Here is a 19889-nt window from a genome sequence, read left to right as displayed (position 1 = left end):
AAATTCCCAAAATGGAGGAGAGTAAAGTGGTTAAACAACCCAAATTTATTAATTATTTGTCCTATGGGTTAGGTGATTTCTTAGGGGCAGGCGCGTTTGCATTGACAGCAGCATGGCTGCTTTTCTTTTTAACAACTTTTTGTGGCTTAACTGCCATTCAAGCAGGTTCTATTTTCGCTATTGCTCGGATTGTTGATGCGATTGCAGCACCAACGATGGGATATATTACAGATAATTTTCATAAAACAAAACTTGGCCGACGCTTTGGAAGACGAAAATTCTTTATATTAGCCGCCATTCCACTTGTACTTGTCTATGCAGCAATTTGGGTTTCCGGTTTTTCTTACTGGTATTACTTAATAACCTATATCTTGTTTGAAATTGTGTACTCCATGATTTTAATTCCTTATGATACACTTGCCGCTGAAATGAGCAACGATTATAAAATACGTTCAAAATTTACAGGTGCAAGAATGTTTGTTGCTCAGGCTTCAGCTGTATTCGCTGCATTTATTCCTGGCCGTCTTGTGGAAGCATTGGGTAAGGATGATCCTCTTACATTCCTGTACTCAGGTATTATTTTCACGGTCATATTCATAGTGGTATTGTCACTGCTTTACAAAAATACATGGGAACGTCCTCTCGAAGAAATACCTGAAGAGAAAGTGATTGAAAATAGAACTTTTTTACAAAATGTGCATAAGATCTATGCGGATTTATTCTCGACTTTACGAGTAAAAACATTCCGCCACCATCTGGGGATGTATTTGGGTGGATATTTAAGTCAGGATGTATTCAACGCCGTATTTACTTATTTTGTTGTTTTTGCTCTCCTGCAAAATGCCGTTGCCGCATCCAACTTATTAACCTTTATGTATATCATGCAGCTTTTTGGCGTATGGATTGCCCTTACCTTAACGATAAAATTGAATCCTGCCCCCGCATTTAGAACTGCTATTTCTCTCTTTATCGCAGGAGTTATTGGATTTATCATATTAAAGGTCACTGGAACGCTAAATAATACCATTTTATTGTTTGCTATGATAGGAATTTGCGGGCTGGGACGCGGTGGATTGAACTATATCCCATGGAACAACTACGCATTTATTCCAGACGTAGATGAAGCTTTAACGGGTCAAAGACGTGAAGGTGTGTTCGCCGGTGTAATGAGTTTGATCAGAAAAGGGACACAGGCGTTAGCAGTCTTTTTAGTAGGTGTTGCATTGCAAGAAGCAGGCTTTGTATCCGGGCAAGCATCACAACCGGCTTCAGCTGTAACAGCTATTATTTCGATCTTGCTGTTTGGTACGCTCTTCTTTTTGGTGGGAGGTTTGATTATCTCTTATCGTTACAAATTAACTAAAGAAAATCATGTCGTTTTGTTGGATGAAATTAAACGCTTGAAAAATGGCGGCTCTAAACAAGAGGTTACACCGGAAGCCCGACAAGTTTTTGAACAATTAACAGGTTGGGAATATGAAAAAACATGGGGCAATAACACTGTGGGGTATGAAAATCTTGTAAAATATAAAGATAATCATGAAACCAAACATGAAGCATTAGTATAGGTGTGAACATGGGTGAATGGAGGACGGGTATGAATGCAAATTTAGGAATTCGGGCACATGATATTGAAAACGTTTCTTTACAAGAAGCAGTGAATATCATATCAAGCAAAGGACTTACATCCGTTCAGTTGGCCGTAAGTAAATCGCTACATGATGTAAATACCAAATTAGGAAGTCTTAGTCCTGGCATTGCTCACTATATAAGTAGTATTTTTCGGAAAAAAGATGTGCAAATAGCGGTTTTAGGTTGCTACATCAACATGATCCACCCTGACCCAAGTCAAAGAAGAAAAGAATTGAATCGATTCAAGGAGCATATCCGGTTTGCCCGTGATTTTGGCTGTAGCATTGTTGGAACCGAGACGGGAAATGTAAACCCGGAGATTGTCTATACCGAAGAAAATTTTACTGAAAAGCCTTTTTTGGATGTAGTGGAAAATGTCAGAGAGCTTGTAGCGGAAGCAGAAAAGTTCGGTGTAATCGTGGGAATTGAGGGAGGAATTAATCATCCTATTCATACACCGGAGCGAATGAGAAGATTGCTGGATCGTGTTCCGTCTAATAATCTTCAAGTCATCTTTGACCCTGCTAACTTTATTTCCCTGAATAATTATCAAAACCAGGAAGCTGTTTTCCAAGAAGCATTTGATCTTTTTGGCGACAGAATCGTGATTATGCATGCAAAAGATTTAATTATTGAGGATCATGCAATAAAGTTCGTGCCTGTTGGAAAAGGGATATTAAACTATAATTTTCTACTGAAATTATTAAAAGATAAGAAACCTTATCTCAATATTCTATTAGAAGAAACAAAGGAACAGGATATCGACAAGAGCATTGCTTATATTAATGGGTTATATTAAGGTGAAAACAGTTACATTAATATGTCTGCAGTCAGTGGCTATGTCGGTATCCCCTAGGCTTCACCAAAATTTTGATTATGGACTTTTAGTCCAGTTGGTCCATCCTTTTAGAAAAAACGGCAGAGATGCCGTTTTTTTGTTATGTCTTCATGTTGTTGAGTAAATGAAGAGATAGAAAAAAATACCCAGCTTAGGTTTGATCATTTATAGTATAGATATCATTTTTATGCTAAATCATTAGTTTTTTTGCTTAATAAGACACAGAGGAACGAAGACGTTTCTCACTTTTATGATGATGGGGGCTTGAGTTGTGAATAACGTTGTCTCGGAGTGGGCAGAGTCTCACTTTCCTTTATATACTGCTGACAGCATTCATTCGCTGTACTGTACCTCGAATCTTCCGATGTACACTATTCATGAAAGTGTAACTATGTTGATTGCAATTGCCAGCGGGAAGGGCACTCTTCAGGTCGATGATCAAACTTACGAGCTTATGGAAGGGAGCGTCATCCTTCTACCGGCGAATAGCCATGCGGCCTTAATTACGAATCTCCTGCAGCCGCTCCATGCCTATAAGCTTTCAATACGTACGCATGAGCAGGGTAGTCCTATGCCCGAAAGCACAATGATACGTAAAAGCGAGGTGGCCTCCAATCCCAATGTTCAGTTTTTTCCCTGTGAACCTGTAATAGTGACCCATGTGGAGGAACTGTATATCCATCGTTCGCCGGCCAGTGAGGCCCGCCATGTGCAGAATCAAATTATGTTTCACCAAATCATTCTTCAATTGTTAGAGCAAATGGAAGCCAAGTATGCTGCTGATGAGCAGCCGTCCATGGAACGCAGCATTGCTTATTTGGAACACCACTATAGCCAGAAAATAACGCGTGAGCAGCTAGCCGCGATTGCAGGCGTAAGCCGATCCCACTATTCTATCCAGTTTAAGCAGCTTACCGGCTTTTCTCCCAATGAATACTTGTCAAGGCTGCGTGTTCACCGAGCCAAGGAGCTATTAATTAGCGGATCAGGCACGCTCAGGGAAATTGCCCAGAAGGTAGGCTACAAGGATGAATTTTATCTGAGCCGTCGTTTTAAGCAGCATACGGGAGCATCACCTTCAAGCTACAACCGCGGATCATTTCAGCGTGTGGCTGTATTGCTTACACCCTACGCCAGCCATCTTTTGTTGCTTGGTTTGGAGCCCGCTGTCACCATTGCGGAGAGCAGTGAATATGTGAATGCTGCTGATTTGCAGCCGCCGCAAACGATGATGTTTATCGATACAAATTGCTCTGGTGATCAGGTGAACTCGGTATTGCTCAATACCAACATCGAGTTGATTATTGCGGCCCAACAGCATTTGCACGAATATGGGCTGAATTCTGAACATTTGCGGGCAGCAGCGCCTATTGTGGAAATTTCATGGATGGAAATGGGGTGGAAGGAGCATCTGCGCCGTATCGCCCAGGCTATTCAGAGGAGCGAGCAGGCGGAGCAGTGGCTGGCTGCTTTTGAAGAAGAGGAACGGGCAGCCCGTTCACTGGTGCAGCAAAGCACAATCGTTAATGAAATCATAACGATTGTGGTGATGAAGCCGGAAGGACTGTTCGTTTATGGAGCGCGGAATGTCGGATATGTGATCTATCAATCGCTTGGCTTGCAGCCCCCTGAATTGATCGGGCAGGAAATGAAGAGGCTGGGGGATCAATTTCATTCCGTTTCAATTGAAATATCAGAACTCGCAGATTATGCGGGGTCCCGATTATTAGTTATCATGTTTCCAGATGAAAAAGGTTCGACCGCACATACGGAAATGATATTCAAGTCTCCTTATTGGAGCAGGCTTCCTGCCGTACAGAGGAACTGTGTTCATCTGCTGGACCGGGATGAATGGGTGCCTTACAACCCGGTTTCTATTCGTTTGCAGCTTCAACGCGCGCTAGCTTTATTTACAAGCAACCAATAGTCCAAGTGATTTTCCAAACAAAAAGGCATGGTTGGGTATATATTTGGCCCATATAATAGTTAATACCAATGAGAATGAATTTCATAATCAATCAAAGGGTGCTATTAGCATCCTTTGCACGATACGATTATTCATTGAAATCTAGCGTTTGGAAAGGGAGAGAGTCATCTTATGAAAAAGCTTTTTATTCCGCTGGTACTTGTTCTTGTGGTTGTATTAAGTGCATGCGGCGGAAATCAAGCGAACAATGCCGATAATGGTAAAAGTTCGTCCCCTGCGTCTTCTTCGGAAGCGAAATCCTCCACATTTACCTATCAATCCGAGAATGGACCCGTAGAGGTACCGGCCCATCCACAGCGCGTTGTTGTGCTTACCCGATTTTTAACGGGTAATGTGATGGCACTTGATGTACCTCTGGTCGGCGTAGATGAAATGTCCAAAACGAATCCGAATTTTAAAGAAAAGCTAAAAGATACCGAGGCTGTTACGGACGAAAGCTTGGAGAAGATCATCGAGCTGAATCCGGATCTTATTATTGGACTGTCAGATATTAAAAATATCGATAAGCTCAAGCAAATCGCTCCTACTGTCACTTATACATATGGCAAAGTGGATTTCTTGACACAGCAACGGGAAATTGGAAAATTGTTGAACAAGGAAAAAGAAGCGCAAGCCTGGATTGATGATTTTGATGCTCGGGCCAAAAAAGCCGGAAAAGAAATCAAGGCGAAAATCGGAGCCAATGCAACGGTTTCGGTCATTGAAACGTTCAACAAGCAGCTTTATGTCTATGGCGATAACTTTGGTCGCGGTACCGAAATTCTCTATCAGGAGTTCGGGCTGGCTATGCCTAAAAAAGTGAAGGAAGCGACACAGAAAGATGGCTTTTTTGCTTTATCGTCAGAGGTTATGAAGGATTACCTTGGTGACTACGTCATTTTCAGTAAAAACGCAGATGAAGACAATTCGTTCCAGAACACTGAAACGTATAAGAACATTCCAGCAGTCAAGAATCAACGTGTCTTTGAGGCTGATGCAAAGGCGTTCTACTTTAATGATCCGCTCAGCATGGAGTACCAGTTGAAATTTTTCATTCAACACTTTCTCGGTCAGTAGGAGCTGATCCCTGTTCCCGATCATTTCATTTCGATGCGGAGGAATTGGTAATTCACCAGTTCCTTTGCATATTTCACCAAAGAAAAGATGAGAGTCCATGAAGAATAAACGACGTGCTTTTCCTTTTTCGTATAAGCTCCTTGGCAGCGCGTTGGCGCTCATTTTGTGTTTTGTCATTTCCATGATATTCGGTGCAGCAGAAACGACACTACACGATCTATGGCTTGCTCTGACCTCCAATGCCAAGAACGAACAAATACTCATCCTTCGCGAGATTCGGCTGCCCCGCGAGCTGGCTGCCATTCTGGTCGGTGCTGCGTTTGCCGTGTCTGGGGCGATCATGCAGGGGGTCACCCGCAATCCACTGGCCGATCCGGGCTTGCTGGGTCTGACTTCAGGCGCTAATATGGCGCTCGCACTGGCTTTTGTATTCATCCCGTCCGTAAGCTACTTTGGCATCATGGTGGCCTGCTTCCTCGGCGCCGCTTTAGGGGCGGGTCTGGTCATCTTATTGGGTTCGATGCGCCGAGGCAACCTGTCCCCGATCCGAATCGTGCTGGCCGGAGCGGCAGTTTCTGCGTTTTTGTATGCCATCTCGGATGGTGTCAGCATCGCTTTCAAAATTTCCAAGGACGTATCCATGTGGACTGCCGGGGGGCTGATTGGAACGACATGGGGACAACTTCAGGCGATTGCACCGGTGATCTTACTCGGAATTATAATAGCTCTGATTCTGTCCAACCAGCTGAGTATTCTCAGCTTGAGCGATGAGGTAGCGACTGGATTGGGGCAAAATCTGGTGTGGATCAAAGCCATTCTGTTTATTCTTGTCATTGTGATGACTGGCGCATCTGTCGCGCTTGTCGGAAACATGGCATTCGTAGGGCTGATGATCCCTCATATCGTCCGCAAAATGGTTGGCATTGATTATCGATATATCCTGCCTTTCTCGGCTTTTGCGGGAGCTACATTTATGCTGCTTGCAGATACGCTGGGCCGCACAATTAATGCACCTTACGAGACACCTGTGGCAGCTATTGTGGCCATGCTGGGCCTGCCTTTTTTTCTGCTCGTCGTGCGTAGAGGAGGTAAAGCTCTCTTATGATCCTGTCCGTGCTCGTTCGAAAACAACGTTTGGTCCTGTTGGTCAGTTTAGTGTTAATTGTTCTTACCGCCATAGCCAGCATGGCTTGGGGATACTCGTCTTTGTCGCTTGACAGGCTGATTCCTGTTTTGTTCGGTCAAGGTACGTTTAAGGAAGAATTTGTCCTATTTTCCGTCCGACTGCCTCGGATTTTTATTACATTACTATCGGGCATGGCCCTTGCGTTGTCGGGCTCCATTTTGCAAAGTATTACCCGCAACGACTTGGCCGACCCGGGTCTTATCGGCATTAATTCCGGTGCGGGCGTAGCGATCGCGTGCTTCTTCCTGTACTTTCCGATCGATGTTGGATCGTTCGTGTATGCTTTGCCGCTTGTCGCCTTTATTGGGGCGTTAGTAACGGCAGCGCTCATCTATATTTTTTCGTATAGCCGAACGAGTGGGCTTGATCCCATCCGGCTGGTGTTGGTCGGGGTTGGATTCTCCCTCGCATTGTCGGGGATTATGATCGTGATTATCTCTTCGGCAGAACGCTCAAAGGTCGATTTTATCGCCAAATGGATTGCGGGCAATATTTGGGGGACGGACTGGCCATTCATTTGGGCTCTGCTTCCCTGGTTGATCCTGCTGATCCCGTTTACCCTGTACAAGTCTCAACGTCTCAATCTGCTTGCTTTAAGCGAGGCATCGGCGATTGGCGCCGGTGTACAAATTGAACGGGAACGCCTTGTTCTCATTCTGACCGCAGTCGCCGCGGCTGCATCGGCGGTATCCGTCACGGGCGGTATTGCGTTTATCGGGCTAATGGCTCCGCATATTGCCAAGGCACTGGTTGGTCCGCGCAATCAGTTATTCATTCCCGTCGCCGTTCTGCTCGGCGGATGGCTGCTGTTAGCGGCGGATACCGTTGGCCGCAATCTCGTCGATCCCGACGGTATTCCCGCGGGTATTATGGTATCGTTAATCGGTGTGCCTTACTTCGCCTATTTGCTGCTTAGGAAGTAGTTCCAATGCAAAGCCGAGCAGACTCCTCTATATAGATATTTTTTTCGATTTTATATTATAAAATATTGACTAAGCTGATAGAGCGTTTGTCTCTTAGGTAGTCTATAGTTTGAGTTTTATATTATCCATTATTAAAAAAACGACAGCGATGTCGTTTTTTTGTTTAATAGATCTAATTTAGGAATAACAGAAGTATGTCATTAAAAATAAAAATGAAAATATATACATTATTTATATATATTAGTAAATTAATGTTTAGACTCTTTAGATGGAATCGGATAATCTTATGAATACAAAAAACAAAGGGGAGAATAGGATTTGAAACGAATTCTTATATTTTTCACAATTCTTTTAGCTTTTTTCTCAACAGAAACACAAATATTTGCTGAGCAAACAAGTTGGACGAGCGAGACCAATTTAACGAAAAAAATCGACAGGGTAAGCCTGGTAACTGTTAATGGAAAAATATATTCAATAGGCGGACATGATGCGAATAAATTCTATGACACAATTGACGTTTATGATCCTGAAACTAAAACATGGACGCAAAAGGGGAAGCTGCCAACGGCAAGAGGAACGGTAAGCGCTGCTGTATATAATGGGAAGATATACATTACAGGTGGCGAGCCTATAAACAGAAGATTAGATATTTATGATACAGTGACAAATGAATGGAAACAAGGAGAATCATTTCCTAAAGATTTGGCTGGTTATGCTTCTCAATTTGTAAATGGAAAGCTGCTTGTAATTGGTGGATTCAATATTTATAACAATGCATCAGCAGATGTTTACGAATATGATCCAAGTACCGACACCTGGACTGCAAAGGCTAGTTTATCTACTCCACGCAGATATACCACATCTGCTTTAATCAATGGAAAGGTATATGCGATAGGTGGTGTTAATGATTCAGCAGGATTGCTTTCTTCTGTAGAAGAATATGATCCTCAGACCAATACTTGGACAACAAAGTCACCAATGTCCACCAAACGCACGGGATTAACAGCTGCAGTTTTAAACAATGAAATATATGTTATTGGAGGTAATACTGCAACTGATAAAGTAAGCGGACCGGCAACAGATGAAGTTGAAAAATACAATCCCAAGACAGACACTTGGTCTACTGTACCTAGCATGCCAACTGCAAGGGGGCTTTTGTCGGCAGTGAGCTTGAATAATGCGATATATGTTGCGGGCGGATCCAATAGCTCCAATTACTTTTCAGTCTTTGAGAAATATACGCCTGCTGATAACGGAACCTCTCCAAGTCAACCGGGAGATCCAGGCACCTCTCAACCCGATAACCCGGTGGGAGATCGTGCAATGCTGGTAGTCACTATGACAACTGGTATGGAGAAGGAATTTGACTTAAGCATGAAAGAAGTTAATGACTTCATTTCATGGTATGAGGGTAAGCAAGCTGGGACAGGATCGGCTTCATACGCGATCAATAAGCACGATAACAACAAAGGCCCATTTAGCAGCCGAAAAGACTACATGCTGTACGATCGTATCCTAACATTTGAGGTAAGTGAATACTCAAGATAAAACGAAATCTCTGTTAGCCCTTTGGTATTCATAACAATAATCCACATGTGTAGCCCTGAGAGAAATGCGGGAGTACCTACGTGGATTATGTTATTTTACCTTTTGCTGAATGGACATAATCGTGCTAGCGTTGACCGACAAAATCGGCGAGGATTTTTAAATACTCATCATTCACCAATTTTCTGGGGGCAAATACGGCTGTTAAAAAAGTTAGAGATTTGGAATGTGCGATTTTCTCATTTATCATGGAATGGTCGGCTTCAGGCAAATGAATAACGGACAGCAGCTCTGAAGACACCTTCTGTCGATATACTCGTTCGGTATCTTTTACATCAACGTTAATATCTTTTCCAGCCAGAACCAATAGTACAGGAGAATGGAAGTAGCCTAATTCTTCGGTGGAATCAGACCTGAAATTTTTGCCTATAAAACGCCATCTTTCTTTGGAAATTAAATTGTTGGGGTCGGCTATTTTCAGGTATTCCTTGTACGAAGCTTGTTTTTTTAGTAATTGCAAAATCTGTTGATTGTAGTCCAATCTCTTTGTAATTTCTTGCGGAGTAGCCCCTGCTTGTTCCATCTCTGTTCTGGTGTTAAATTGCCCTTGTGTAATCCAGTTCACGGCGGGCGATACAAGGATGCTGAAAGCAATGTCTTGCTCCTCTTTAACGATCTTCGGAATGACCCATCCTGCTTGGCTGGCTCCCCATAGGCCGATTTTTTGCTTATCGATCATCGGTAAGGTCCTCGCCCAGTCTATTGCATACTTGATCTCTTGTGCGCGGTCCTCCATGCTTTGATCCAGCCAATTGCCAGGAGCGCCGTTAATACCGGGCTTGTTCAGTGATAAGGAGGCATACCCCTTGGAAGCGAACCTTTCCCACAGTGGTTTGTATCCATCATCATATGTATCATTGATAGGACCATCCCCATGGACAAAAACAACCAATCCAACCTTTCCAGCGTAATCCTTGGGCAAAGCTAATGTCCCCGTTAACATCCCTTTGGGAGTCTCAATTTGTATTTGTTTTTCCGTCATATTGTAGGAATTTTGATAAAGAACAAGCAATATTAAGGCAACGGCCAAGCCTGCTGTAATAGCAAGTGTAAGCTTAAATGTCTTTTTCAATGATGCTCTCTCCTTGAATGCAGTTTCGTTCCTTTCCAACTCATCAGATGCCATACAGGCTCCTTGAACCCAAAATGCCGCAGCGCATTATATTTGGATTGTTCTACTTCAAAGGCTAGTTTGTGGTACAAACGGATAGCCCCTTGATTTTTATGTGCTACATGAAGCGTCAACACATGGAAACCGGATTCAATCGTAAATTGCTGTGCGAAAGCTAGAAAACGTCGTCCTATTCCCTGATTGCGATGACTTGAGCGAATGGCCAAATGATCAATATAACACTCATCTGCGGCGGGCGTATATTCCAGCGCATGCATGCCTATCCAAAACTTGAGCACATTGAAGTAGCCAAACTGTTTTACGAGTGGAGTCCAAGAAATGGGTTTTGTTTTAGGGAGCGAAGTGGAGGGTGCTTTCCATTTGAGGGAGAGGACACCGACGACTTCCTGGTTCTCTTTAACTACAAATTGCTTCATCGTTGAAGGATTAGGGTCTTGAACCCAGACCTTCATGAGTAACCGCTGTATATCCTGATCCTCCAGTGTAACAAGAGCTTGAAATTTCGCTTTAAATGATTCCACTAAGAGTTTGCATACAGCTTCATAGTCTTGCTTTTGATAAGGAACAATGTCAATTGATTCTGGATTCATGTAACGGCCTCCCGCCCTCCAAGAAGTTTATTTTACTTTGACTTGAATCTCATATTGCAGCTTGTTGTTGCCGAACATGGAGAGATAGGATTTTTCTACTAAAATGATTTTACTTTGGCATTCATATTGGTGCTGAGCTGCATAGCGCTCTAGTTGGTGGATTTCATTCTCCAGCTCAGCGTCTTCAGTGACGGAAAAATGCTTGTAAAGATAGCTGCCTTCTTCCAGAATATAGTCAGCCATATCTGTCATTTCTGTCGTTTCATAACATAGCTTCACCTGTCCAGAATCAGATAGATAATGCAGATCATTTTCAAATAACTGAGGTGGTGCGGGCCGTTGTTCGAATAGATCCCTGGCAGTGAGCTCTTGATCATTTTCAAATGCAAACCATAGCTTTAAATGTCGGGTGCCTAATAGCCTGATATTATACTCATTGTCTTGCTGGGTGAGGTTATGATGTTCTTTTAGCACCTTGTGAATAAACTGTTCGAGCTGTTTCAAGCTAGCGATCTCATCCTGTACCCTCTGCAGCGAATTCTCTAAAAGCTGGTTGTAATCATCGGCAGCGTACGAAGTCAGGCATTCTTCAATCTGTCCGACAGGGATATTTAATTTACGCAGCAATAAAATATGGGAAAGCTGATAAATTTCATGAAGTCCGTACATTCGATATTGATTTTTTTCTGTGTATGACGGATACAGTATCCCTTTTTCTTCAAAATATCGCAGCTGATGCACAGAAACATTCATAAGCTGTGAAAGCTGGCTAATCGTAATGTGTTCTTTCAATGACAGGACTCCTTACTGTGTAGTTGAATAACTTCACTATAAACCTTAGGTCTGACCTAAGGTCAATAGCGAATGGAGGACAGCAGAAGCTGTGTAAGTGAGCGAGCATAAATGATTTACCTGTTCGTAATAACCCGTTATAATCATAGGACTTGGATGAATGAGCATAACAAGATGTTCAGGATGAAGGTTAGAATGGGGAAATCATGTTGAAAAATTTTAAAAAGGTATACATTGAGATCACAAGTATCTGCAATCTTGCATGCAGCTTTTGCCCTCAGACACAGCGTGTCAAAAAATTTATTGATCCGGAAGTCTTTCGGAACGTGCTTGATCAGGTCAAGCTGCATACAGATTACATTTATCTGCATGTAAAAGGAGAGCCGCTGCTTCATCCGAAAATTGATCTTTTGTTGGAAAGTGCTCATGAGAAGGGCTTAAAGGTCAATATTACGACCAATGGTACTTTGCTGCCCAAGACCGGACATAAGCTGCTTGGGCAACCGGCACTGCGGCAGATGAACTTTTCTCTTCACAGCTTTGACGGGCATGAAGGCTCCGTGGACCGGGAAGGATATTTGGGCCATATTTTCACGTTTGTCAGAGAAGCTGTGAAGCATAATGTCATTATTTCGTTCCGTCTCTGGAACCTGACGCCGGATAATTTGACCAATGCGGAGCGTCAGCGCAACCGGGCGACACTTGAGCAGCTGGAGCAGGAGTTTGGACTGGATTACCGGATTGAGGAAAAGGTGATACCTGGGAGCGGGATTAAAATTGCCCCCAATATTTATTTGAATCAGGATCACGAATTTGAATGGCCTAGCCTGAGTGCCCCGGAGGATGATGGCAAAGGCTTTTGCCATGCGCTTCGCAGCCAGGCGGCTGTATTAGTGGATGGAACAGTTGTCCCATGCTGTCTTGATGGCGAAGGCGTTATTAATTTGGGTAATGTGCACGAGCAATCTTTTACCGATATTGTGGAAGGGGAGCGTGCAAACCGTTTGTATTACGGGTTTTCCAGAAGAGAAGCGGTGGAAGAGCTGTGCCGGAAGTGTGGATACCGTAAACGATTTGGAACATAATGGACATTTGGCGAGTGCAGACTTCGAATCTCTGATAAATCGCTATCCCCGTTTTGAGCTTAGACCCATAGGGAAATGCCGCTAAATACCAAGGAGTGATTGGTGTTTAGCGGCTTTTTGTGTACCTAAAACAGGTTCACATTTAGCTACGGCTATTCATAAAAAAGGCATTTGTTCAGGCATTAACCAGCGCTTTGGCGTGTTGTTTGCCTGCCGAGAGGAGGCTGTCGCTCAGTTCAGGATCATTAACAGAACGTGCAAGCACAAGAGAACCAACCATGCTGCTGAACAATGCGCGACCCTTTGACAGATCCATTCCCGTCAAATTGGAGATAAACGTAATCATTCGTTCCAGCTCCTGCGTGAATATTTGCCGGATTTCTTCGGAAGAACGGGCTATTTCTACGGAAAGGGCAGGAATAATACAGCCAATTTCTGTTCGATCACGGTGATGGGTGCTTAAATAGTAGTCTATGACAACACTGATTTTTGGAGCTTGCTTTTCTTGGTCAACGGCCTCCTGAAGCAGTGCGAGGGTGTCACTGACGGCATAGCGACAGGCTTCGGCGACTAGCTGTTCCTTGTTGTCAAAGTGTGAATAAAACCCGCCGTGAGTTAATCCGGCCCCTTTCATAATAAAGGGCACACTTACATCGTGAATACCGTTGGCGCGAAAAGCCTGGGCAGCACTTGCAACGATCTTACTCCGCACTTTCATCTTATGGCCTTTTGGATAAGGCATTGTAATCACTCCACGGGTTCATAATGCTAACATCAAAATATTATATTCATCATAATAAAACGTGTCAATTTGTTTTCCTGTAACGACAACTTCAGCATGGCTGATTACGACTATTGACGTATTTAAAATATGATGGATATAATATATTATATTCATCATATTTTAAATCAGGCTATTTTAACAGGAGGTATTAGTTATGAGCAAGCTTGAATCTGTAGATACACTGGTCATTGGATCAGGTCCGGGAGGTTATGTGGCGGCATTGCGTTCTTCTCAGCTTGGAATGAAAACAGCGATTGTCGAACGCAGTCAGCTAGGTGGAGTCTGCACGAACGTTGGCTGCATTCCATCCAAAGCTTTGATTGCCGAAGCACATCGCTATGAGGTACTCAGGCAGTTAAATCAGGCAGATGCAGCAGCGTCCTTCGTGAATGCTCAGGCTTTCAAACAGGGGATTGTGAATAAGCAGGCAGGCGGAGTCGGCTATTTAATGAAAACGGCAGGTGTGAGTGTTCTGGAAGGGGAGGCAAGCTTGGTTGACGAGCATACAGCCATCATCAAGCAAAATGGAGCGGAACAAACCATTTCCTTTAAGTATGCCATATTAGCAACCGGTTCCCGTCCAATCGAGCTAAAAGCATTTCCCTTCGGCGGGCGTATTTTGTCCTCTACAGAAGCGCTTTCACTTCCCGGGGTTCCGTCCAGCCTGATCGTGATAGGCGGTGGATATATTGGCATTGAACTTGGACAGATGTATGCCAAATTTGGAACTAAGGTAACGATCCTGGAGGGAGGGGGGCGGATACTGCCGGGATTTGAAGCGGATCTTGTGGCCCCCGTTGTCAAGCAGCTGAAAATAGATGGTGTAAATATCGTAACCGGGGCGACAGCCGAAAAAGTCGTGCAGGATGCGGATACGATTACGCTGCATTATTCAAAAGATCAGGAGCAGCATCATGTTACCGCAGAGTTTGTATTAGTTACTGTAGGCAGAAAACCCAATACGGATGGGAGGTTGGGACTGGAGCACATTGGCTTGCCAGTAACGAGCAGGGGACTGATCGAGACAGACGAGCAGTGTAGAACGGCTATTCCGCATATTTTTGCCATTGGAGATATTACGGAGGGTCCAGCGCTTGCCCATAAGGCTTCCTATGAAGCGAAGATTGCGGCAGAAGCGATTGCAGGTCAAGCTGCTAAAGTGGATTATAAAGCCATACCGCTCGTTGTCTTTTCTGAACCGGAGTTGGCCAGTGTCGGCCTAAGTGAAACAGAAGCCAAGGAAAAAGCCATGCCGATTGTCATTGGCAGAGCGTCTTTTACGATTAACGGCAGAGCATTGGCACTAAGGGCAGCAGAGGGGTATATCAAAATCGTAGCAAAGCAGGACTCGGGAATCATACTGGGTGCGCAAATCGTGGGTGTCGAAGCGTCAACGCTCATTTCAGAGCTTGCTCTGGCTATCGAGATGGGAGCAACCGTGGAGGACTTGGCTCTAACCATTCATCCACATCCCACACTGGGAGAAGTAATCATGGAAGCTGCGGAGAACGCGGTCCGAAAAATGGATAGTACAAAGTAGAGGTTCCGTACGAAATCACTTCATTGCCTGTGAGAATAATTATCAACTATAATGGGTTATAGTTTGAATATGAATGCGATCAGGTACGTGGATGGTTTGGATCGGGGGCTGGACAAAAGCAATGAAGTTAAACGATCACATTTTGCTCTGGAACCAAGTATTTATACAAGTGATGGATGTTCGCCATAAGAAGATGGAAAAAGGGGAGGAACTGCGAAGCTATAGACTTCCCGCCAGCACTTTTTTATATGCCGTGCGTGGGAGCGCACGTGTGCGGTTGGATGACAATATTCATAGGGTAGAGCGTTTCCATGTACTGCATGGTGGAAAAGGAATGAGCTTGAGCATCATTACGGAGGATGAACTTGAATATTATATGATTCTGTACAAGGCAACTTTGGCATTGCCCTGTCGCAAGGAGATTGTGCAATTGCTGGAGAAGGAAAACCCTTTTCAGATTCAGTATGCCTTTGCTCCGCATAACTCGCTGCCGCTATATGATAATGTGAAGCTGTTGGAGCAAGCATGGCGCGAGGCATCTGGACTCGGTAAACTGCGCGTTAAGGCCTTATTTCATCAATTTGTATATGAGCTGTTATGGCAATTGCATCGACAAGGTGTCCAGCCTATTAAGCCAGATTTGGTAGCGCAGGCCGTAGCCTATATTCGCGAGTATTCCAACCGATCTATAACGCTTGAATCCATTGCCGAGGAGCTAGAGTGCAGTACCGGGCATTTATCGAGACTGTTCAAGAGAAAAATGAATACCAGTCCGATTCATTACCTGGGTCAGGTACGGACAGATCGAGCGGTGGAACTGTTATTGCATACAGACGCCACATTGCAAGAAATTGCGGAGAGTGTAGGGTATCCAGATGCTCATTCATTAAGCCGAAGCTTCAAGAAACACAAGGGACTATCCCCCGTTCGCTTTAAAAAAGAGCGGGAACATTATTACAGGAATCAAGGTCAGGATATGCCCCGAACAGTGCTAAAATCTGCCCTTCTGAAGACACCTTCCACACGTTATACTGATATTGATTATCAATATCGGTATCATTCGGAAGGGGATCTATTCATGCACAGAAGAGTCAAAATAACATCAATGATGATCATGTTGTGCTTATCGTTGGTGCTGGGAGCTTGTTCAGCTCCGACCAATACCAATGGAGGCCAACAAACCGAGACGAACCAGACATCGGCTCTATCTAAAGATAATGGACAAGCGGCAGTGCAAACAAAAACAAGAACGGTAAAGACTTTAAAAGGGGACGTCGAAGTACCGGCTAACCCGAAACGAGTTGCTTCTGATCAATATATGGGTCATCTTTTGAAGCTGGGGATTATTCCGGTAGGGGTCAGGAGTTTTATGCTGCATGAGGCTTGGATCGACCAATCGGGTTTTCCAAAAGAGAAGCTGGCTGGAATCAAGGATCTTGGCGAATTTCCCATGGATTTGGAGGAACTGACGGTTCTCCAACCGGATTTAATCATAGGTTCGATAGAAAAGAATATTGATAGTTACCAAAAAGTGGGCACCACTGTATTCCTGCCATATTGGGAGGGTCAATCTACAGCGGGGCCGTTGGATAAATTCCGCAGAATCAGTGAAATCTTTGGGAAGCAGACAGAAGCAGAACAATGGATTACGGAATATGAAAAGAAGGTCTCCGAGGCCAGAAAAAAGATTAAAGGTGTAATTAAAGAGGGTGAGACGGTTTCCATCCTGCAAGTTGCGAATAAATCAATCTATGTTTTAGCTGCAGAGGGCGGAAATTACGGAAGTTCAACCATCTATCAGATGCTGAAGCTGCCTCCTGCGAAAAAAGCTCTGAATATGAAAGAGGGATTTGAAAATATTTCGCTTGAGGTTTTGCCTGAGTATATGGGGGATCATATCTTTGTATATGGCTCAGAGGATGAAGGGGCCAATCAAGTTCTTAATAGCGAGCTATGGAAGAGCCTGCCGGCAGTAAAAAAAGGACAGGTTTATATGTACGGTTCTTTCAGTGATAAAGGCGATGAGTTTGTTATGGAGGACCCTTATTCGTTGGAGCTTCAACTGGACACTATTGTTAATCTCTTATTAGCCCACAAAAAATAAAGCGGAATACAACTTTAAAAAATATAAATCAATTGCTATAAAACGGGACTATTATGGTCAGATGCTGCCATAATAGTCCTTTTTTGTCTCCAAAAAAGTTGACCTGATTTATGCCTCGACAGCTACAGCATCTTCCGAAAATACTTTTTCGAGTATAGCCGAACATGTAAAACGTTTGGATCACATGATTGGCATCTCCCCATATCGCATGTTTGAAAGGTGAGTAGTTTGTCAAAAATGGGTACTATATCCTATGTTTGTGATGAGAATAATCTCCAAAGGGGAGCTCTAAATGGTTAAAAAAATTCAACTGCCATTGCAAACCTTAAGTCTGGTTGTCTCCTTTATGGCCTGGGTCTTGATCTCTTCCCTGATTTCTTACATAAGTCAGGATATTCCGTTGACGGCTGGACAAAGAGCGTGGTCCACCGCGATCCCGGTAATCCTGGGCTCTTTGCTGCGAATCCCGGCGGGGATTCTGACCAACCGCTTCGGGGCAAGGCTGATGAATACGGTCAGCTTCTTTATTCTGCTTGTTCCCGTCTATTACTTGAGCCAGGCCAATACTTTTCTGGATTTGGCGGTCGGGGGCTTCTTTCTTGGGATAGGCGGAGCTACGTTCTCGGTCGGTGTGACCTCACTGCCCAGATATTATCCCAAAGAAAAGCAGGGCACCATCAACGGGATATACGGGATCGGGAACCTGGGTACGGCCATCTCTACCTTCGGCGCACCGTGGGTGGCTGATGCGATCGGCTGGTCAAGAGCCCTGCAGCTTTTTTTGATTTTGCTGGCCCTTTTCGCTCTGCTGAATCTGTTTTTAGGGGATAAGCACGAAGAACGCGTACGAAGCTCCTGGAAGGATCAGCTCAAGCAGGTTTATCGCAACGAAAAGCTGTGGTTTTTCAGCATATTTTACTTCATCACCTTCGGCTCCTTCGTAGCTTTTACAATCTATCTCCCCGGTTTTCTGGTCAGCTATTTTGAATTAAGCAAGGTGGATGCCGGACTCAGGACGGCGGGTTTTATCGCCCTGGCGACCTTTCTCCGTCCGGTAGGCGGGATACTGTCCGACAAGTCTAACCCCTTTGTAGTTCTTATGTTCGTGTTTTCCGGGCTAACCTTGTCAGGAGTTTTACTCTCTTTCGGATTGACCATGCCTCTTTTTACGTTGGGCTGTTTGATGGTAGCCATGTGCGCCGGTATCGGGAATGGCGCGGTGTTCAAACTGGTCCCGCTTTACTTTTCCAAGCAGGGGGGCATCGCCAGCGGGATCGTCTCTGCCGCGGGCGGTCTGGGCGGTTTTTTTCCTCCACTGCTGCTTACCCTGTTGTTTGGGTGGACAGGCCACTACGCAATCGGCTTTATGGCCTTGTCCGAGGCTTCGCTGGCCAGCCTGATACTTGTTCTGTGGGTATTTTTCAACAACAAGCTGGAGTTTGCATCGGATATTATCAAGTCCACAGCCGATGCCGTGATGGTTACTGATGCCAAGGGCGTGATCCATACCGTAAACGCCGCCTTCACCGAGGTCACCGGATATCCGAAAGAAGCGGTGATCGGCAAAACTCCCAATATACTCAGCTCCGGCTTCCATGATCGCTCTTTCTATAATGCCTTTTGGGACACTTTGTTGACCACCGGAAAATGGCAGGGAAAGATCGTCAACCGCAAGGCAAGCGGGGAGGTTTTTCGGGAATGGCTCTCCGTAACGGCAATCACGAACGAGCAGAATGCCACCCATTATGTGGCTATATTCAGTGACCTTTCGCAGGCTGACTCCGTAATCGGGGAAGGTGAAGGTGACAGGCTATCGCAAAATCAATTCTCAAAAAAAGCAACAGGAAAGGAGGCGGGGGAGTAATGTCAGGACCCGCACTGAGACATGTGGACAGTCATTCGATGATTCATGAGGCGGCCTTAGGCGAAGCAAGAGAGCTCACCGAGCTGTTGGACAGAAGTATAAAAAAAGGCGAATTGGACAAGGCGGAGGAAATCGCCTACATCACGGTGGAGCATTGGGAGGGGCGTACGCTTCAGCACGCGGCCAGCGAAGAGGAAGGATTATACGTGGAGGCAGTTGGCATCAAGCGGGAGTTGAAGAACGTCATTATTTCCCTGACTCGCGATCATCAATTAATGCGGGAAATTGTCGGTGAGATTAGGGAACTGCTGGCGCAGGGCAAGGTGGGAGGCGAGCTTCTTGCCCGTTTTCAGGCTTTGATTGTCGTTGATGAGCTGCATAACCGGGATGAAATGAACATGCTGGAAAAAGAAGTGGAGGGACTTCTTCATGAAAAATGAGACCTATACTCTGGCGGCGATGCTTCCCGACAAACCGCTTCAATCCGTGGAACCGAGGCTGTACCGGCTACTGGTACAAGAGCTTGAGATGCTCCACCTCCATCCTTATGATGTGAAGGCGGGTGGCCGGACCGATGATCAAGGTATTACCGTCTACCTCCGATTTGGAGAGGAATTGGGGCAGGTCACCAGCAGGAAATTTTCCTGGACATTGATGGAAGACGGCGACGAGGAGGTCTTGACCTTTTTTAAACAGTCGGCGGAAAAGATTAAGAAATCGATGATTGCTGATTATTTTAAAATGATGAAATTCTAACAAAGGTCGGCGGAA

Annotated in this window: 17 protein-coding genes; 13 read left to right on the top strand and 4 right to left on the bottom strand. The window is 44.6% G+C overall.

Annotated elements, in window-relative coordinates:
- The first annotated feature begins 26 nt into the window (after positions 1–26).
- The 7 genes from BAZ21_RS03005 (at position 27) to BAZ21_RS02975 (ending at position 9170) form a co-directional block, all read left to right on the top strand.
- The gene (locus BAZ21_RS03005; protein ID WP_068496907.1) at positions 27–1568 is read left to right on the top strand and encodes an MFS transporter; all 1542 of its coding nucleotides are present in this window, start codon (positions 27–29) and stop codon (positions 1566–1568) included.
- Positions 1569–1597: 29 nt separating this feature from the next.
- Complete coding sequence (locus BAZ21_RS03000; RefSeq protein ID WP_068496905.1) at positions 1598–2431, top strand: sugar phosphate isomerase/epimerase family protein; 834 nt, start codon at positions 1598–1600, stop codon at positions 2429–2431.
- A 310-nt stretch (positions 2432–2741) separates the two neighbouring features.
- Positions 2742–4397: an AraC family transcriptional regulator gene (locus BAZ21_RS02995; RefSeq protein WP_068496903.1), complete on the top strand. Its 1656-nt coding sequence runs from the start codon at positions 2742–2744 to the stop codon at positions 4395–4397.
- Between the two features lie 171 nt (positions 4398–4568).
- Entirely contained in the window at positions 4569–5513 is a 945-nt protein-coding gene (locus tag BAZ21_RS02990; protein WP_068496901.1) for an iron-hydroxamate ABC transporter substrate-binding protein, read from the top strand.
- Between the two features lie 97 nt (positions 5514–5610).
- On the top strand, positions 5611–6618 hold the full coding sequence (locus BAZ21_RS02985; protein WP_068496898.1) for a FecCD family ABC transporter permease: 1008 nt from the start codon (positions 5611–5613) through the stop codon (positions 6616–6618).
- Positions 6615–7622, top strand: coding sequence for a FecCD family ABC transporter permease (locus tag BAZ21_RS02980; protein WP_068496896.1), 1008 nt, complete (start codon positions 6615–6617; stop codon positions 7620–7622). Before BAZ21_RS02985 ends, BAZ21_RS02980 begins: the two co-directional genes overlap by 4 nt.
- 318 nt (positions 7623–7940) lie before the next feature.
- Complete coding sequence (locus BAZ21_RS02975) at positions 7941–9170, top strand: Kelch repeat-containing protein (RefSeq protein WP_068496894.1); 1230 nt, start codon at positions 7941–7943, stop codon at positions 9168–9170.
- Positions 9171–9294: 124 nt separating this feature from the next.
- Here BAZ21_RS02975 and BAZ21_RS02970 read toward each other — a convergent pair whose 3' ends face one another.
- The 3 genes from BAZ21_RS02970 to BAZ21_RS02960 are packed head-to-tail and all read right to left on the bottom strand — an operon-like array spanning position 9295 to position 11741.
- On the bottom strand, positions 9295–10299 hold the full coding sequence (locus BAZ21_RS02970; RefSeq protein WP_068496893.1) for an alpha/beta hydrolase family protein: 1005 nt from the start codon (positions 10297–10299) through the stop codon (positions 9295–9297).
- Entirely contained in the window at positions 10296–10949 is a 654-nt protein-coding gene (locus BAZ21_RS02965) for a GNAT family N-acetyltransferase (protein ID WP_068496891.1), read from the bottom strand. The genes BAZ21_RS02970 and BAZ21_RS02965 overlap by 4 nt, the downstream gene beginning before the upstream one ends.
- 27 nt (positions 10950–10976) lie before the next feature.
- Positions 10977–11741 (bottom strand): helix-turn-helix domain-containing protein, encoded by a 765-nt coding sequence (locus BAZ21_RS02960; RefSeq protein WP_068496890.1) that lies wholly within the window; start codon positions 11739–11741, stop codon positions 10977–10979.
- Between the two features lie 206 nt (positions 11742–11947).
- Here BAZ21_RS02960 and BAZ21_RS02955 point away from each other — a divergent pair, with 206 nt between their 5' ends.
- A complete protein-coding gene (locus BAZ21_RS02955; protein WP_068496888.1) occupies positions 11948–12826 on the top strand; it encodes a radical SAM/SPASM domain-containing protein in 879 nt (292 codons plus the stop codon).
- Between the two features lie 175 nt (positions 12827–13001).
- On the opposite strand, the gene BAZ21_RS02950 is transcribed toward BAZ21_RS02955, so the two are convergent.
- Positions 13002–13568, bottom strand: a complete 567-nt coding sequence (locus tag BAZ21_RS02950; protein ID WP_068496886.1) for a TetR/AcrR family transcriptional regulator — start codon at positions 13566–13568, stop codon at positions 13002–13004.
- Positions 13569–13764: 196 nt separating this feature from the next.
- Between BAZ21_RS02950 and lpdA the strand changes: the two genes are divergently transcribed.
- The 5 genes from lpdA (at position 13765) to BAZ21_RS02925 (ending at position 19874) form a co-directional block, all read left to right on the top strand.
- Positions 13765–15150, top strand: coding sequence for a dihydrolipoyl dehydrogenase (gene lpdA, locus BAZ21_RS02945; RefSeq protein WP_068496884.1), 1386 nt, complete (start codon positions 13765–13767; stop codon positions 15148–15150).
- Positions 15151–15292: 142 nt separating this feature from the next.
- Entirely contained in the window at positions 15293–17254 is a 1962-nt protein-coding gene (locus tag BAZ21_RS02940) for an AraC family transcriptional regulator (RefSeq protein WP_256019512.1), read from the top strand.
- 292 nt (positions 17255–17546) lie between these two features.
- Complete coding sequence (locus tag BAZ21_RS02935; protein WP_068496880.1) at positions 17547–19118, top strand: nitrate/nitrite transporter; 1572 nt, start codon at positions 17547–17549, stop codon at positions 19116–19118.
- A complete protein-coding gene (locus tag BAZ21_RS02930; RefSeq protein ID WP_068496878.1) occupies positions 19118–19558 on the top strand; it encodes a hypothetical protein in 441 nt (146 codons plus the stop codon). Before BAZ21_RS02935 ends, BAZ21_RS02930 begins: the two co-directional genes overlap by 1 nt.
- Positions 19548–19874: a hypothetical protein gene (locus BAZ21_RS02925; RefSeq protein WP_068496875.1), complete on the top strand. Its 327-nt coding sequence runs from the start codon at positions 19548–19550 to the stop codon at positions 19872–19874. Before BAZ21_RS02930 ends, BAZ21_RS02925 begins: the two co-directional genes overlap by 11 nt.
- Positions 19875–19889 lie beyond the last annotated feature (15 nt).

This window comes from Paenibacillus kribbensis, from assembly GCF_001705305.1.
GTDB lineage: Bacteria > Bacillota > Bacilli > Paenibacillales > Paenibacillaceae > Paenibacillus > Paenibacillus kribbensis_B.
This window is presented reverse-complemented; position numbering and strand designations above follow the sequence as displayed.

Excerpts from the sequence above, each read along its gene's own strand:
- BAZ21_RS03000 (WP_068496905.1), top strand. The coding sequence starts at position 1,598 with ATGAATGCAAATTTAGGAATTCGGGCACATGATATTGAAAACGTTTCT.
- BAZ21_RS02990 (WP_068496901.1), top strand. The coding sequence starts at position 4,569 with ATGAAAAAGCTTTTTATTCCGCTGGTACTTGTTCTTGTGGTTGTATTA.
- BAZ21_RS02985 (WP_068496898.1), top strand. The coding sequence starts at position 5,611 with ATGAAGAATAAACGACGTGCTTTTCCTTTTTCGTATAAGCTCCTTGGC.
- BAZ21_RS02980 (WP_068496896.1), top strand. The coding sequence starts at position 6,615 with ATGATCCTGTCCGTGCTCGTTCGAAAACAACGTTTGGTCCTGTTGGTC.
- BAZ21_RS02965 (WP_068496891.1), bottom strand. The coding sequence starts at position 10,949 with ATGAATCCAGAATCAATTGACATTGTTCCTTATCAAAAGCAAGACTAT.
- BAZ21_RS02955 (WP_068496888.1), top strand. The coding sequence starts at position 11,948 with ATGTTGAAAAATTTTAAAAAGGTATACATTGAGATCACAAGTATCTGC.
- BAZ21_RS02950 (WP_068496886.1), bottom strand. The coding sequence starts at position 13,568 with ATGCCTTATCCAAAAGGCCATAAGATGAAAGTGCGGAGTAAGATCGTT.
- lpdA (WP_068496884.1), top strand. The coding sequence starts at position 13,765 with ATGAGCAAGCTTGAATCTGTAGATACACTGGTCATTGGATCAGGTCCG.
- BAZ21_RS02935 (WP_068496880.1), top strand. The coding sequence starts at position 17,547 with ATGGTTAAAAAAATTCAACTGCCATTGCAAACCTTAAGTCTGGTTGTC.
- BAZ21_RS02930 (WP_068496878.1), top strand. The coding sequence starts at position 19,118 with ATGTCAGGACCCGCACTGAGACATGTGGACAGTCATTCGATGATTCAT.
- BAZ21_RS02925 (WP_068496875.1), top strand. The coding sequence starts at position 19,548 with ATGAAAAATGAGACCTATACTCTGGCGGCGATGCTTCCCGACAAACCG.